This is a genomic window from Pokkaliibacter sp. MBI-7 (assembly GCF_029846635.1).
In the GTDB taxonomy this organism is placed as follows: Bacteria; Pseudomonadota; Gammaproteobacteria; order Pseudomonadales; family Balneatricaceae; genus Pokkaliibacter.
This window is the reverse complement of sequence record NZ_JARVTG010000001.1, coordinates 3,052,105-3,067,764: the sequence shown is the minus strand read 5'-3', so window position 1 is coordinate 3,067,764 and position 15,660 is coordinate 3,052,105. Positions and strand designations below refer to the sequence as shown.

At 58.2% G+C, this 15,660-nt stretch carries 10 protein-coding genes; 3 read left to right on the top strand and 7 right to left on the bottom strand.

The window, feature by feature from the left end; all coding sequences use genetic code 11:
• Nucleotides 1-8 precede the first annotated feature (8 nt).
• Genes QCD60_RS13715 through QCD60_RS13705 form a run of 3 tightly spaced genes read left to right on the top strand, consistent with a single transcriptional unit; the run spans nt 9 to nt 4,092 of the window.
• Nucleotides 9-1,091, top strand: a complete 1,083-nt coding sequence (locus QCD60_RS13715) for a protease modulator HflC (protein ID WP_279786191.1) — start codon at nt 9-11, stop codon at nt 1,089-1,091.
• Nucleotides 1,088-2,140 (top strand): protease modulator HflK, encoded by a 1,053-nt coding sequence (locus QCD60_RS13710; RefSeq protein ID WP_279786190.1) that lies wholly within the window; start codon nt 1,088-1,090, stop codon nt 2,138-2,140. Before QCD60_RS13715 ends, QCD60_RS13710 begins: the two co-directional genes overlap by 4 nt.
• Nucleotides 2,137-4,092: a cation-translocating P-type ATPase gene (locus QCD60_RS13705; RefSeq protein WP_279786189.1), complete on the top strand. Its 1,956-nt coding sequence runs from the start codon at nt 2,137-2,139 to the stop codon at nt 4,090-4,092. Before QCD60_RS13710 ends, QCD60_RS13705 begins: the two co-directional genes overlap by 4 nt.
• Before the next feature lie 82 nt (nt 4,093-4,174).
• Here the strand turns inward: QCD60_RS13705 and ald are convergent, their stop codons facing one another.
• From ald to aroK, 7 genes are all read right to left on the bottom strand, one after another.
• Nucleotides 4,175-5,287 carry an alanine dehydrogenase gene (gene ald, locus QCD60_RS13700; protein ID WP_279786188.1) on the bottom strand — a complete coding sequence of 371 codons (1,113 nt, stop codon included), beginning with the start codon at nt 5,285-5,287 and terminating at the stop codon, nt 4,175-4,177.
• A gap of 275 nt (nt 5,288-5,562) precedes the next feature.
• Entirely contained in the window at nt 5,563-6,993 is a 1,431-nt protein-coding gene (locus tag QCD60_RS13695) for a glutamate synthase subunit beta (RefSeq protein WP_279786187.1), read from the bottom strand.
• Between the two features lie 115 nt (nt 6,994-7,108).
• Nucleotides 7,109-11,566 (bottom strand): glutamate synthase large subunit, encoded by a 4,458-nt coding sequence (gene gltB / locus QCD60_RS13690; RefSeq protein ID WP_279786186.1) that lies wholly within the window; start codon nt 11,564-11,566, stop codon nt 7,109-7,111.
• A 415-nt stretch (nt 11,567-11,981) separates the two neighbouring features.
• On the bottom strand, nt 11,982-12,230 hold the full coding sequence (locus QCD60_RS13685) for a hypothetical protein (RefSeq protein WP_279786185.1): 249 nt from the start codon (nt 12,228-12,230) through the stop codon (nt 11,982-11,984).
• A gap of 47 nt (nt 12,231-12,277) precedes the next feature.
• On the bottom strand, nt 12,278-13,927 hold the full coding sequence (locus tag QCD60_RS13680; protein WP_279786183.1) for an SPOR domain-containing protein: 1,650 nt from the start codon (nt 13,925-13,927) through the stop codon (nt 12,278-12,280).
• A gap of 38 nt (nt 13,928-13,965) precedes the next feature.
• Nucleotides 13,966-15,042, bottom strand: coding sequence for a 3-dehydroquinate synthase (gene aroB / locus QCD60_RS13675; RefSeq protein WP_279786181.1), 1,077 nt, complete (start codon nt 15,040-15,042; stop codon nt 13,966-13,968).
• 86 nt (nt 15,043-15,128) lie between these two features.
• Nucleotides 15,129-15,659 carry a shikimate kinase AroK gene (gene aroK, locus QCD60_RS13670; protein WP_104155880.1) on the bottom strand — a complete coding sequence of 177 codons (531 nt, stop codon included), beginning with the start codon at nt 15,657-15,659 and terminating at the stop codon, nt 15,129-15,131.
• Nucleotide 15,660 lies beyond the last annotated feature (1 nt).

The following is a 15,660-nucleotide window of genomic DNA, read 5'->3' as shown; positions in this document are numbered from 1 at the left end:
ACTATTCCGTGGGACTGCCACCCAATCACCGTCACGACGATCACAGCCATGACCATGAACACAACCATGAGCACAGCGAAGGCCTTGCTCATCCGGCACATACCCCCTCACCGGCCGGGCATCATCACCACGCGGTAAGTCAGGGCTTACCCTGGCGCATGCCACTGGCCCTGCTGCTGTTACTGCTGGCCGTCGCTGCGGCCTGTCTGGTGCAGGTCCGTGCGGGTGAAGCTACGGTCATCACCCGCTTTGGCAAGCCGGTCAGGGTGCTGCTGGAACCCGGTCTGGCGTGGAAACTGCCACTGCCCATTGATGCGGTGCAACCGGTCGATCTGCGTCTGCGCACCACCTCCAGCGGTCTGCAGGATGTCGGCACCCGTGATGGCCTGCGCATCGTGATTCAGGCCTATGTGAACTGGCATGTGGCCACCGGGCCGACGCTGGTGCAGCGCTACCTGCGCGCGGTGCAGAATCAGCCCGATGAGGCAGCAGAACAGATTCGCACCTTTGTTGCCTCGGCACTGGAGACCACCACCAGCGCCTACGATCTGGCCAGCCTGATCAACACCGATGCCAAGCAGGTGCAGCTGGACAATTTCGAGCGTAACCTGCAGCAGCAACTGGCACCGCAGCTGCTGGCGATCTATGGCATTCAGGTGGAGCAGGTGGGTATCGAGACCCTCACCCTGCCCGCCGTCACCCTGTCGGCCACCGTCGACCGCATGCGGGCGGAACGCGAGACCATCGCCACCCAGCGCACGGCCGAAGGCAAACGTCAGGCAGCGCTGATTCGCGCCGATGCGGACAAGCAGTCGCGCATTATTCAGGCCGATGCCCGCGTCGACGCCGCCCACATTGAAGCTCAGGCGCAGCTGCAGGCCGCCCGCATTTACGGTGATGCCTATGCCGCGGCACCGGCGCTGTACCAGCAGCTACGCTCACTGGATACCCTCGAACAGGTGATCAGCCCCAATACCCGTCTGGTGCTGCGCACCGATGCAGCGCCCTTCAATGTACTGACCCAGCCCGTGCCCACCCAGAGTGGCACAGCCAGTACCACCGCCCCCAACTCGCAGGGTAAACACCCATGAGCCAGCTGCCACACGCCCAGCGTCGTAGCCCCTGGCTGCAGGCCGGTACGGTGCTGTTCTGGTTGCTGTACGGTGCCACCCTGCTGGCGGCAGGCGGCTGGCTGATCAGCAATATCCGCCAGATCGATCCGCAGCATCGTGCCGTAGTCATGCGGCTGGGGGCTATCGAGCGGGTGCAGGATTCCGGCCTGCTGCTGGCCTGGCCCAACCCCATCGAACAGGTGGTCATGGTCCCGTCGGCACAACAGGTGCTGAGTTATCACGTCAGCGCTCTGCTGCGCTCCGATCAGGCCCGCGCTGCCGATCAACGGGCCAGCAGTTACGAGGAGGATGGCGATGCCCTGGCAGGTTCCGGCTATCTGCTGACCGGTGATGCCGGAGTGGTGCAGCTCGACCTGACCCTGTCGTATCAGATCAGCCAGCCCCGCGCTTTCGTCACCCAGGCCGAACATGTGCTGCCCGCCCTGTCACGGCTGGCCGAGCGCAGTGCCGTAGCCGTGGCCGCCTCACGGGATCTGGATACCATTCTGGTGGCTCGTCCGGAGCTGGTGAGCGCAGGCAGCAATGCCGCCGAACGGCGCGAACAGTTGCGGGGCGATCTGGTGCAGGCGATTAATCAGCGCCTCGCCCGCCTGCAGCAACAGGGTGCTGGGCTGGGGATTGAAATCACCCGTGTGGATGTGCAGGCCAGCCTGCCGGATAACGCCGTCAGTGCCTTCAATGCGGTACTGACCGCCCGTCAGCAGGCTGACAAACGGGTGGCCGATGCTCACACTGCGGCGGAAAAACGTCTGCAACAGGCCAATCAGACCGCAGACTCCATCCGCCAGCAGGCCACCGCCCGTGCCAACGAGGAGGTTGCCAGTGCCAGTGTAGACACCGCCGATATCATCGCGCTGGCCAAAGCACTGGATAACGGCAGCGACCCCGACATGTTGCAACGTATCTACCGCACCCGCATGCCCGCCCTGCTGTCACGCGCCGATGCCGTCACCACGGTCACGCCCTCGGCCGAGGCTCACCTGTTACTGCAAGGAAGCAATCCATGAGCCCTGCCCATCACACCCATGGCCACGATCATCATCACACCCACCTGCACTTCGGACCCGGCGAACTGCTGTCTGCGGCAGAAAAACGTCAGGCCGGACGCCAGCTGCTACTGGCCATGCTGGCCGTCGGCCTGCTGTGTCTGGCACTGATCTGGCGCTGGTGGCTGCCACAACAGCAGGTCGTCAGCCAGCTGCTGCTTGGTTGCGCCTCGTTACTGGTGGCCGTGCCGGTATTGCGCGAGTGCTGGCACAGTCTGCGCCATCCCAGCCTGCACGGCGTCACTGATCAGCTGATCGCGCTGGCCATGCTGGCGGCCTGGGCCAGCGGCGATATGCTGACCGCCACCCTGCTGCCGGTGATCATGATCTTCGGCCATCTGCTGGAGGAGCGCAGCGTCATCGGCACTCAGGAAGCCATTGCCGCGTTGCAGCAGCTGACCCACAGCCGGGCCCGACGCATCGACCGTCAGGGCCAGATCAGCGAAGTGGATAACAGCGAATTGCAGCCGGGCGACCAGATCGAAGTGCGTGCCGGTGATCGTATTGCCGCCGATGGCCGGGTACTGCGTGGTCAGGCCAGCGTTGACTGCGCGCCCCTGACTGGTGAATCCGTACCCCAGGAAGTGCAGGCAGGCAGCGACGTTTATGGCGGCGCCATCAATCTGGACGGCCTGCTGCTGGTAGAAGTGACCCGTACCGGCGATGCCTCCACCCTCGGCCGGGTGATTGCGCTAATGCAGGATGCCGAGCACAGCAAACCACCCATCACCCGCCTGCTGGAACGCTATGCCGGGCGCTATCTGACGCTGGTACTGCTACTGGCGGCGCTGACCTGGTTCCTCAGCAACGATGTGCAGGCCATGCTCGCCGTACTGGTGGCCGCCTGCCCCTGCGCACTGGTGCTGTCCGCCCCGGCCACCGCCATTGCCGGTGTGGTCGTGGCAGCCCGCCACGGCATGCTGATCCGCAATGCGGCGTTTCTGGAGGAGCTGGCCGACGTCAACTCGGTGATCCTCGACAAGACCGGCACCCTGACACTGGGTACTCTGTATCTGCAGGATATGCAGTTATTCAGTGGTGAACGGCAGAGCATTCTACGCCTTGCTGCCACCCTCGGTGCCAGCAGCAGCCACCCGGTCAGCCGTGCCTGCCGTCAGCTGGCCGTCAGTGACGACAGCGCGCTGTTGCACTGCCGGGAGCTGCAGGGGCTGGGGGTGGTAGCCGACTATCAAGGCCAGCCTGCGGCACTGGGGCGGCCAGAGCTGTTTGCACAGCTGGGCATCACCACTCCGGCAGTGCCTGAGCATGATGGCCCGGTTGCCGGGCTGGCACTGGATGGCGTGTTTCTGGCCTGGCTGCTGCTGGCCGATCAGGTCAGACCTGAAGCGGCCAGCGCGCTGCAGGAACTGCGACGGCTGGGGCTGCAACACCAGACCCTGCTGACCGGCGACCGTCAGAGTGTCGCCACCACCGTCGCCCATGAGGTGGGGATCGACCGCATTCAGGCGCAGGCCCTGCCCCACGACAAGTTGCACTGCGTACAGCAGGAAGTGCAGCGGGGGCTGCGACCACTGGTAGTGGGGGATGGTATCAATGACTCGCTGGCACTGAAGGCCGGGGTGGTGGGCGTGGCCATGGGCTCGCAGGCGGCCGGGATTGCGCTGGCATCGGCCGACATTGTGCTGATCGGCAATGATCTGCGCCGACTGGCCAGCTGTATTCGCCTCAGCCGTCGCTGCCGTCATACCCTGCTGATCAATGTCATAGTCGGTCTGGGCTGGACGCTGGCGATCGTCGCCTGTGCCGCCATGGGCTGGCTGGGCGCCTCAGGCGCACTGCTGGCCGCTGTGCTGCACAACCTCAGCACCCTGTTTGTACTGGGGAATGCCGGACGACTATTGCGGATTCATGAACCTCTACACGACTCAGAGCAGACGATCCGTAGCCCCTGAAATAAAAACGGCCCGGGTATCTCAGTCATCCCGGGCCGTTTGGATTGCTCAGCGTTTAGGGGCTCTTCGGTTATAAGGGCACTCAGATCACCTCTGCCGCCGCCACATAGCCATACCCCAGTGCCCGCGCTACCGCCTGATGAGTCACCTGTCCACGGTGGATATTCAGACCATTGCGGAAGTGCACATCATCCTGCAACGCCTGCCGATAGCCCTTGCTGGCCAGTGCCAGTACATAGGGCAGAGTGGCGTTGGTCAGGGCAAAGGTGGAGGTCCGGGCCACACCGCCGGGCATATTGGCCACGCAGTAATGGATCACGCCTTCCTCAACATAGGTAGGTTGCTGATGGGTCGTGGCCCGTGAAGTTTCAAAGCAGCCGCCCTGATCTATCGCTACATCCACCAGTACCGCTCCTTTTTTCATCCTGCCCAGCATGGCGCGGGTGACCAGCTTGGGCGCCGCAGCGCCGGGAATCAGCACCGCACCGATCACCAGATCTGCTGCGGTGACTTCCTGCTCCAGCGTTTCTGTGGTCGAGTACAGGGTCTTGAGCGATGGGCCGTACAGCGCGTCCAGCTCCTTCAGACGGGTCAGGGAACGATCGAGGATGGTCACATCTGCTCCCAGCCCCAGCGCCATCCGCGCTGCGTTAGTGCCGACCACGCCACCGCCGATGACCACGACTTTGGCAGGCGCCACACCGGGCACCCCACCCAGTAACATGCCCAGCCCACCCTGCGCTTTTTCCAGACAGTGGGCCCCGGCCTGTATCGCCATACGGCCCGCCACCTCACTCATGGGTGCCAGCAGGGGCAGGCCATGCTGGCTGTCGGTGACGGTTTCATAGGCGATGGCGATGGCCTGGGACTCGATCAGCAGCCGGGCCTGCTCGGGATCAGGCGCCAGATGCAGGTAGGTAAACAGCACCTGTCCCGGACTGAGCATGCGGCATTCGATGGGCTGTGGTTCCTTGACCTTGACGATCAGCTCGGCACGGGAAAACACTTCCTGCGCGGTGGCGACGATACTGGCACCGGCGGCTTCGTACATTGCATCGGTCAAACCGATAGCAGCGCCGCCGTTATGTTCGATCAGCACCTGGTGGCCGGCAGCCACCAGTTCACGCACCCCTGCCGGGGTCATGCCGATACGGTATTCATGGTTTTTGATTTCTTTGGGTATGCCGACAAGCATGGCTGGCCTCCTGGTGATTATTTTTTTAGGGGACATCACCAGAGTAATTGCTTTTATGTCGAGTTTTATCCCGATTATCTTCTTTATATATGTGGAAATAACTTAATCACGCGGCGATTTTTAGCTTTTTTCTGGAACGCAATATACATGCCTGAACATATGAACTAAGCATTAGCGTCGCCGTGATATAAAACAAAAAACCCTCCGGCCTGAAGGCGGGAGGGTCGTTTGTGTCACACAGGTGTTACCTGCGCGACAGTGCCAGAAACGGGGCGTCAGACTTCGAGGAAATCCATGATGCCTTCCGCCGCCTTGCGGCCTTCGGCAATGGCTGTCACCACCAGATCAGAACCACGCACCATATCGCCACCGGCGAATATTTTCGGGTTGCTGGTCTGGAAGTAATGCTGACCAGCACTGGGGGCTTCAGGTGCAACTACACGGCCACGGTTGTCCAGGCCGATGTTGAAGTCATCAAACCAGGCAGCCGGGCTGGGACGGAAACCGAAGGCGATCAGAACGGCATCAGCCTCAAGGATTTCCTCACTGCCGGGCACCACTACCGGGCTGCGACGACCATGGGCATCCGGCTCGCCGAGCTCGGTCAGCACCACTTTCACCCCCGTGACGCGACCGTTGTCGCCCACCAGTTCCACAGGCTGTACGTTGTACTTGAACTTCACACCTTCTTCTTTGGCGTTAGCCACTTCACGGCGTGAACCGGGCATATTCTTGGCATCGCGACGATAAGCACAGGTCACAGTAGATGCGCCCTGGCGGATAGCGGTACGGGTACAGTCCATGGCGGTATCACCACCACCCAGCACCACAACCTTCTTGCCCTTCATATCAATGAAGTCAGCAGCATCCTTCTCGAAGCCCAGGCAGCGGTTCACATTGGAGATCAGATAAGGCAACGCCTCATAAACGCCACCCAACTCTTCACCGGGGAAGCCGCCTTTCATATAGGTGTAGGTACCCATACCGAGGAACACCGCATCATAGCTGTCCATCAACTCCTGGAAGCTGATGTCCTTGCCAATCTCGGTGTTCAGACGGAACTCGACGCCCATGGATTCGAAAATCTCACGGCGACGGGACATCACGTTCTTTTCCAGCTTGAACTCAGGAATACCAAAGGTCAGCAGGCCACCGATTTCAGGGTTGCGGTCGAACACCACCGGTTTGACACCGTTGCGCACCAGAATGTCAGCACAGCCCAGACCCGCCGGGCCAGCACCGACGATGGCGACCTTTTTGTCGGTCCAGACCACACGGGACATGTCAGGGCGCCAGCCCATGGCAAAGGCGGTATCGGTTGCGTACTTTTCTACCGAGCCGATAGTCACCGCACCAAAGCCATCATTCAGCGTACAGGCACCTTCACACAGGCGATCCTGTGGGCACACCCGGCCACACACTTCCGGCAAGGAGTTGGTCTGGTGCATCAGCTCAGCCGCTTTCAGCACGTTGCCTTCACTGACCAGTTTCAGCCAGTCGGGAATATGGTTATGAACCGGGCACTTCCATGAGCAATAGGGGTTACCGCAACTCAGGCAGCGATGAGCCTGAGGCGACGCCTCTTCCGGTTTGAACAGTTCGTAGATTTCTGTGAATTCTTTCTTGCGCTTGCGGGCCAGCTTCTTGTTGGGGTCCTGGCGGCCTACATCGACGAACTGGAAAACGTTATCCAAACGTTCTGCCATGTTACTTTCACCTCATTACTGCGGAACGGGCGCACAGGCCAGTCCCTTTTAATCACGTCGATTCTGTACCCTGCGGTGGCCGGAGCACACTCCGGCCACCTACTGACAGGGCGTATTATTCAGGACGGCTGCGGACCTGGGTCAGCAGCTGTCCAAGGCCGGCCGCCTTGGGTTTGACCAGCCAGAAACGTTCGATAAAGGTGTCGAACTCGTCGAGGATATGCTGACCCCAGGCACTCTGGGTTTCCGCTACATACTCTTCCAGTACGCTACGCAGGTGGCCGCGATACTGTTCCATGCTTTCGTTGGCAATACGGTGAATATCCACCAGCTCATGGTTGTACTTGTCGACGAAACTGCGGTCCTGATCCAGTACATAGGCAAAACCACCGGTCATACCCGCACCGAAGTTGAACCCGGTTTCACCCAGCACTACTACCAGACCACCTGTCATGTATTCACAGCAGTGATCACCGGCACCTTCGATAACAGCATGCGCACCGGAGTTACGCACCGCGAAACGCTCACCAGCACCACCTGCAGCAAACAGCTTACCGCCGGTCGCACCGTACAGACAGGTATTACCTACAATGGAGGTTTCCTGCGAGGCGAAGGTGCTCTCTCTGGGCGGGCGAATCACCAGCTTACCGCCGGTCATCCCTTTGCCCACGTAGTCGTTAGCATCACCTTCGAGATACAACTCCTGACCACCGGCGTTCCATACCCCGAAGGACTGGCCAGCCACCCCTTTGAAGTTGAAACGGATAGGCGCAGCGGCCATGCCCTGGTTGCCGTGATGACGGGCGATATAACCGGAGGTACGGGCACCCAGTGAACGATCGCAGTTGGTGGTGATAAAGTCGAACTCACCACCCAGCTTACCTTCGATGGCCGCTTTGGCTGCTTCCAGCATCTGGCTGTTCAGCACACCCGCATCAAACGGTTCGTTACGCTCCAGCTGACAGGTATGAGGCTTATCAGCTGGCACGCCACCGTCCGAGAGGATGGGCGACAGATCCAGTGCGGCATGCTTGTCGGTCAGTCCGGCATGGGCTTCCAGCAGATCAACACGACCCACCAGCTCTTCCAGCGTACGCACGCCGACCCTGGCCATCCACTCACGGGTTTCCATGGCAACAAAGCGGAAGAAGTGCTTCACCATTTCCACGGTGCCGCGGAAATGCTTGTCACGCAGTGACTGGTTCTGGGTGGCCACACCGGTCGCACAGTTGTTGAGGTGGCAGATTTTCAGGTATTTACAGCCCATCGCCACCATCGGCGTGGTACCGAAGCCAAAGCTCTCGGCACCCAGCATGGCAGCCTTGACCACGTCCAGACCGGTCTTGAGACCACCGTCTGTCTGTACCCGCACCTTGCCACGCAGGTCGTTGCCACGCAGGGTCTGATGGGTTTCCGCCAACCCCAGCTCCCACGGTGAACCGGCATAGCGAATAGAGGTGATGGGGCTGGCTGCGGTACCTCCGTCATAACCGGAAATAGTGATCAGATCGGCGTAGGTTTTGGCCACACCGGCAGCGATAGTACCCACGCCAGGACGCGATACCAGCTTCACCGATACCAGCGCTTCGGGATTGACCTGCTTGAGATCAAAAATCAGCTGCGCCAGATCTTCGATAGAGTAGATGTCATGGTGCGGTGGTGGCGAAATCAGCGTCACACCGGGTACGGAATAGCGCAGGCGTGCAATCAGGTCATTAACCTTGCCACCGGGTAACTGGCCACCTTCACCGGGTTTGGCACCCTGTGCCACCTTGATCTGCAAGACTTCAGCATTCACCAGATACTCCGGGGTCACGCCAAAACGGCCCGAAGCAATCTGCTTGATTTTGGAGCGGCGGATAGTACCGTGACGTGCGGGATCTTCGCCGCCCTCACCGGAGTTACTGCGGCAACCCAGTTCGTTCATGGCCTGAGCCAGCGCTTCGTGAGCCTCTGGTGACAACGCCCCGAGGGACATACCGGCAGAGTCAAAACGACGCAGAATGGCTTCGATCGGCTCCACTTCTTCCAGAGGAATCGGGGTGACATCTGCTTTGAGTTTCAGCAAATCACGGATCGTCGCCACGCCACGACCATTGACCAGACCGGCGTAGTCGCGATAAACGCTGTAGTCACCAGACTCCACAGCCTGCTGCAGGTATTTGACTACATCAGGGTTGAAGGCATGGTATTCGCCTTCGTGGTGATGCTTGAGCAGACCGCCATGAGCAATCGGCTTACGCAGGGTCCAGGCCACATCGTGCAGCTGCTGGGTTTCCTGCTGGAAGTGTTCAAAACGCGCACCTTCGATACGGCTCGGCACCCCTTTGAAGCACATTCCCACTACATCACTACCGACACCCACCGCTTCAAACAGCTGCGCGCCACGGTAGGAGGCGATGCTGGAGATCCCCATCTTGGACATGATTTTCATCAGGCCCTTGTTGATACCCTTGCGATAGTTGCGATGGCAGTCCACCGGATTGCCCAGCACGGTCCCCTGGCTGATCATGTCATTGATCACCCGGTAGCTCAGGTAGGGATAAACCGCTGACGCGCCAAAGCCGATCAAGCAGGCAAAGTGATGGGTATCACGTGCAGTGGCAGTGTCGATGATCAGGTTGCAGTCACAGCGCAGGCCTTTCTCGGTCAGATAATGATGCACAGCACCGGTCGCCATCAGCGCATGAATCGGCAGCTTGCCTTTCTCGATGTCACGATCTGACAGAATCAGCAGCACAGTGCCTTCATCACGGACGGTCACTTCAGCATCTTTGCACAGCTGCTCGACCGCGGCCTGCAGCGAAGTCTGGGCAGGATCGAAGTGCAGCATCAGTTTCTTCACGCCGTAGCCTGGACGATCCATATGCAGCAACCGTGAAAACTTCTTCGCCGACAGGATCGGTGAGGACAGTTTGATACGGTTGGCATGGTCGGGCAGCTCAACGAAAACGTTCTTTTCCGGGCCAAGGCAGGTATCCAGCGACATCACCACCGCTTCACGCAGCGGATCGATGGGCGGGTTGGTGACCTGGGCAAACTGCTGCCGGAAGAAGTCATAGAGCACACGGGTCTTCGACGACAGTACTGCCATCGGCGTGTCATCACCCATGGAGCCTACGGCTTCCATACCGGTTTCAGCCAGCGGTCGCAGAATCTGGTCACGCTCTTCGAAGGTGACATGGAACTGCTTCATGTAGGTCTTCAGTTCATCAACGTCGAAGTCTTCAAAAGACTGATCGGCATCAGTCAACAGGCCTTCAATACGCAGCGCGTTCTCACGCAGCCATTTGCGATAGGGCTGACGTACCTTAAGACGGTTGTCGATATCCTCGGACTCGAGAATCTCGCCAGTGCTGGTGTCCACCGCAACGATGCGGCCCGGCCCGACACGGCCTTTGGCCACGACATCTTCAGGATTGTAATCATATACGCCGATCTCGGAGGCACAGCAGAACAGGTCGTTCTTGGTCAGTACCCAGCGCGACGGGCGCAGGCCGTTACGGTCAAGCATACAGATCGCATGACGACCAGTGTTCAGCACGATCCCCGCAGGACCGTCCCAGGGCTCCATGTGCATGGAGTTGTATTCATAGAAAGCACGCAGATCGGGATCCATGGTCTCCCAGTTCTGCCATGCTGGCGGAATCAGCATGCGTACGGCACGGAAGATATCCATGCCACCGATCATGAGGATTTCCAGCATGTTATCCAGCGTGGAAGAGTCTGAACCGTGGGTATTGACCACCGGTTCGATCTCGCTGAAGTCAGGAATAGCTTCGCAGGTGAACTTGGATACGCGCGCACGGGCCCAGTTACGGTTGCCCTCGATGGTGTTGATTTCACCGTTGTGCGCCATCACACGGAAAGGCTGCGCCAGCGGCCAGCGTGGCAGCGTGTTGGTGGAGAAGCGCTGGTGGAAAGTACAGATGGAGGTTTCCAGTCGCTCATCGCCCAGGTCTTTATAGAACACGGGCAAATCTGCCGGCATCATCAGCCCTTTATAGGACAGCACGCTGGCAGACATGGAGCAGCAGTAGTAGTCAGGATCCTTGCCCAGCAGCTGGCTGGCGGTCTGACGACGGGCCAGGAACAGACGGATGTTCAGCTCCTGCTCACTGCGGCAGTCGGAGTCGACAAATACCTGCTCGATACGGGGCAGACAGGATTGCGCAATAGTACCCAGGCAAGAGGGATCAATAGGCACCTGACGCCAGCCAATCAGACGCAAGCCATGCTTTCTGATATTGGCATTCATTGTGTCGCGGGCGATCTCGGCCTTGGCCGGATCCTGCGAGAGAAACACCATGCCCACGCCATACTGAGCAGACAAGCTGACCCCGAATTGCTCTTTGGCTACTGCACGCAGAAAGCCATCTGGCTTCTGCAACAGCAGACCGCAACCGTCACCAGTCTTGCCATCAGCTGCAATACCACCACGGTGGGTCATGCAGGCCAATGCCTCGATGGAACGTTGCAGCACTTCGTGGCTGGGCTTTCCTTTCAGATGAGCCATGAGACCAAAGCCGCAGTTATCTTTAAACTCTGCTGCGTTGTACAAACCTGTCTTCATAAGCCAATCTCACTGAGTATCGTTCTGTATATCAGATATCGTTCTAGTTATTGCGCCCTGAGGATTTCATCGACTGTCTTATTAACTGACGGTTCTGATGATAGGTGCTGCCTGCGTTGAGATGTGTCTCTCGATTTTTAGCACAGACAATGGGCAAAAGGATAAACATCCTAGCAAGGATTTTTTTGCAGGAGCAAGTGAGAAGACTGAAAAATTTCAGCAAGTTGAATGCCAATTGGCCATTAGTCTAAGAAGCAAAGCAAAATTACGGTCGCATATATGAAATATTTAACGCCTGTTGAATTAAGCGCGAAATATTTACCTTCGATATCTGTCATAAGCCACCACAGCATGCGCCAGATTGGTTCAACCTGCACCATGAAGACGCCTGTACACACCAGTGCCACAGTGGCGATCAGTCACTTTTATTCACCCGAACGGTTAATTCCTTCAGCAAATAATAAAAAGGAATACTATCGGCATTTACGATCATTGCTCTAATAACATTTATCTCTGCAGATGCAGCAAAAAGAGCAGCTACAGAAAGAGCAACTATTAATATATTTATAATTCCCCAAGAACTATTTTTCGGAATACGGATATAACAAACAAGCCAGCTAAAGAGCACCTCAAAAACCGGGTTGCACCAGACCAGTAATTGCATCAATACAGAAACAAAAAAGGTTGCTCCTTTGGCAACCTTTTTTTGTTTTATCTGATTTCCTGCTGCACACCACGAATGGAGCGGGGCCAGGGCTTTTGCTTCTGCAGACTGGCCGGTAAACGGTTGGCAGCAGTCTGAGCGGCATCCCGCGAGGCATACTCACCGTATACAACAACATACCAGGGCTGCCCTTTGTATTCTGTCTGGAAGTAGGAGAACTCATTCGCTCCGCCATTCTGACGAATAAAATCGATAGCCCCCTGCTCACTGCGAGACCCCAGCATTTGCAGGGTATAGCCCCCGGGATTCCATCCCTTGACCATGGCGTCCCGGCGATAGGCGCTGCCACCTGACGCAGGTTTAGCCGCTACGGTCGGCGTCGCCTGACGTACAGGCTGGGCCACTGGCTGCTCAACCTTCGGTGGAGCCGCAACCACGGGCTTACTTGGCTGTACTGGCCTGGCCACCTGAGCAGGTTGTACAGGCGTGCTCTGTACCTGCGCCGGCGCAACAGGAACCGGAATCTGATCAACAGCACTGTCCGGCGGAGGCATGGTGTCATCCTGACCATTGTTGATACCCAGCTTCGCTTCCTGCAATGCCAGTCGTTCAGAAAGACTCAGGGGAGACTCCGGGGTGGGTGGTGCAGCAGGCATAGGGGCCACGGGAGCTGCGCCCGCCTGCGTCGGCTCAGCGGTCGTCGTTGCGGGTGCGATACCGTTGGGCAAGGGAATTTGCACTTGCTGATTCAGCGCGACCTGCTGCTCGTCAGCACTTTTGCCATCACTCAGCAGGAACGCCCCACCAATGGTCAGCACCAGAATGGCTACGGCAGCAATGTGCATCCATGGCAACTGCAGACGGCTCAAAGAGCTGACTGCCGCAGCAGCGGGGTTGACGGTAGCACGACTGCGTCCCGTGGCCTGTGCAGCGGCACCGCCCAGCTCCATCAGCATGGCCTGCGCAATACGGTTAATCTGTGCAGGATTGCCACCTGACAACTGGTGAATACGACTGTAGTTCGCCATGGTGAAAGGCACCTCACCATGCAAACCCGCCAGCTCCATACGGTGACGAATATAGGCCTCGGTCTCATCCAGACTCAGAGCATCAAGCGCCGCATGATGGCTTCGACCTGCCAGTACCGACTGTAATCGTGGGCTACCCAGCCGACCAAGCATGTCTGGCTGGCCGAGCAGGATAATATGAGGGCTGGCAGCCGGGTCAGGCGTCTGCATCAGGCGGGTGAACAATACGTCGAGCGCGGCATCGGTCAACAGCTCAGCATCATCGATCAGAATCAGCATCATGCGATTCAGCTCACGCAGCATCAATGCATGCTGTTGCAAGGCCTGAACCTGTGCCTCGAAATGCACCTCACCATCGAGATCGACGCGCGCCGCCTGAACCAGACTGGTCACCATCTGCGCCGGTCCGGTTTCATGCTGCAAGCGCAACACAACCGGGCGCATCACTGGATCACTGCCGGGCAGCAACTGATTGAGGAAAGTACTTTTACCGATGCCGTGCGCACCGGACACTACCAGTACAAACTGGCTGTAGCGACTAAGATGGCTGAGTTTATCCAGTAACTGACTGCGTTGATCAGTCAGAAAGGCATCCTCGGGCATGATCTCATCCACGAAGGGATTGAATCTCAGCCCAAAGCGATGCAGCACGTCCGTTTGATGGCTCATATCGTTTGCCCCGTATACGCTTGCATGTAGCGCCTGACTTACGCCGACTCAGCCAGGGTAGCGCTCAAAGCCTCCACCGGATAATCGCCAGTGATTACAGCCTCTCCCAATGCTTTTAACAAAATCAGCCGCAGCTGACCATGCATAACCTTTTTATCCACCGCCATACGGCGCATGAAATCGTCTTCATTCATATCCGCCGGTGCCTTGACTGGTAATCCGGCAGCCAGCAAGACCTGTTCGGTGCGGGTCAGATCAGCAGCACTGATCCAGCCCAATTTAGCTGACATGCGAGCGGCCATCATGGTGCCTGCCGCCACAGCCTCACCGTGCAACCAGGCGCCATAACCCTGATGAGCTTCGATGGCATGACCAAAGGTGTGGCCCAGATTGAGCAGGGCACGCACCCCACCTTCCCGCTCATCCTGTGCCACGATATCGGCTTTGATCTCGCAGGACCGGTGAATGGCATAAGCCAACGCAGTGGTATCTCGCTGCAACAGCGCAGACATGTTGTCTTCCAGCCACTGCAGGAAGGGGGCGTCGATAATCAGGCCGTATTTGATCACCTCAGCAAGGCCTGCAGAGAGCTCACGCTCAGGTAACGTATCCAGAGTAGTCAGATCAGCCAACACCGCACGCGGCTGGTGAAAAGCGCCGATCATATTTTTACCCAGATGATGATTAACGCCCGTCTTGCCGCCAACAGAGGAATCCACCTGCGATAACAAAGTAGTAGGAATCTGGATAAAGTCGACACCGCGCTGGTAGCTGGCGGCAGCGAAGCCAGTCATGTCACCTACTACGCCTCCGCCCAGCGCGATCAGCGTAGTGGTACGGTTGTGCCCTTTCGCCAGCAGCACATCGAAAATTTTGTTGACGTACTCAAGTGTCTTATAGCCCTCACCGTCCGGCAGAATGACCTCATCGACCTGCTTGCCTGCGAGCTGTGCCTTGACCCGATCCAGATAGAGCGGCGCGATTGTGGCGTTGGTGACGATCAGCACCTGGTGACTGCGGATGTAGGGCAACCACAGCTCCGCCTGTTCGATCACATTCCGACCCACAAAAATCGGATAACTACGCTCTTCCAAAGCGACACTCAGGGTCAACATAGACTTACCATTACTCTATCGGGGCCTACAAAGCCAGACGCACTGCGCCTTGCAGACCAGTAGGTTGATCAGCTACACGACAGCCATCAGTCACACCAATGGGCAGCCTTCAGCTTTCTGACAATCTCGTTCACAACTGCACGTGGACTGCGCTTGTCCGTATTGATGATGAGAGAGGCCACTTCCCGGTACAACGGATCGCGCATGGCGAACAGTCGAGAAAGCACAGCGGATGGGTCTTCAGTCTGCAACAGCGGGCGGTTTTTATCCTTGGCAGTACGTTCCAGTTGCTGGGCCACCGTAGTATGCAGATAAACCACAAAGCCCCGCTGTTTCAATACATTACGGTTGCGGTCGCGAATCACTGCACCGCCACCGGTAGCCAGCACCATACCCGGACGCTGTACCAGATCCTCGATGACCTGTTCCTCACGACGACGGAACCCTTCCTCCCCCTCAACATCAAAGATCCAGGGAATGTTGGCACCGGCACGCTCTTCAATTTCCCGGTCGGAGTCAATGAACTCCAGCGATAGTGTCTGAGATAACAAACGGCCGATGGTGGTTTTACCCGCCCCCATCGGCCCTACAAGCACAAGATTTTTCTGCGGGTGCATA

Bases quoted from the DNA above. Each gene is read 5' to 3' on its own strand.
- ald (WP_279786188.1), bottom strand. From the start codon at position 5,287: ATGCTTGTCGGCATACCCAAAGAAATCAAAAACCATGAATACCGTATC.
- aroK (WP_104155880.1), bottom strand. From the start codon at position 15,659: ATGCACCCGCAGAAAAATCTTGTGCTTGTAGGGCCGATGGGGGCGGGT.
- QCD60_RS13705 (WP_279786189.1), top strand. From the start codon at position 2,137: ATGAGCCCTGCCCATCACACCCATGGCCACGATCATCATCACACCCAC.
- QCD60_RS13710 (WP_279786190.1), top strand. From the start codon at position 1,088: ATGAGCCAGCTGCCACACGCCCAGCGTCGTAGCCCCTGGCTGCAGGCC.
- QCD60_RS13685 (WP_279786185.1), bottom strand. From the start codon at position 12,230: ATGCAATTACTGGTCTGGTGCAACCCGGTTTTTGAGGTGCTCTTTAGC.
- QCD60_RS13695 (WP_279786187.1), bottom strand. From the start codon at position 6,993: ATGGCAGAACGTTTGGATAACGTTTTCCAGTTCGTCGATGTAGGCCGC.
- gltB (WP_279786186.1), bottom strand. From the start codon at position 11,566: ATGAAGACAGGTTTGTACAACGCAGCAGAGTTTAAAGATAACTGCGGC.
- aroB (WP_279786181.1), bottom strand. From the start codon at position 15,042: ATGTTGACCCTGAGTGTCGCTTTGGAAGAGCGTAGTTATCCGATTTTT.
- QCD60_RS13680 (WP_279786183.1), bottom strand. From the start codon at position 13,927: ATGAGCCATCAAACGGACGTGCTGCATCGCTTTGGGCTGAGATTCAAT.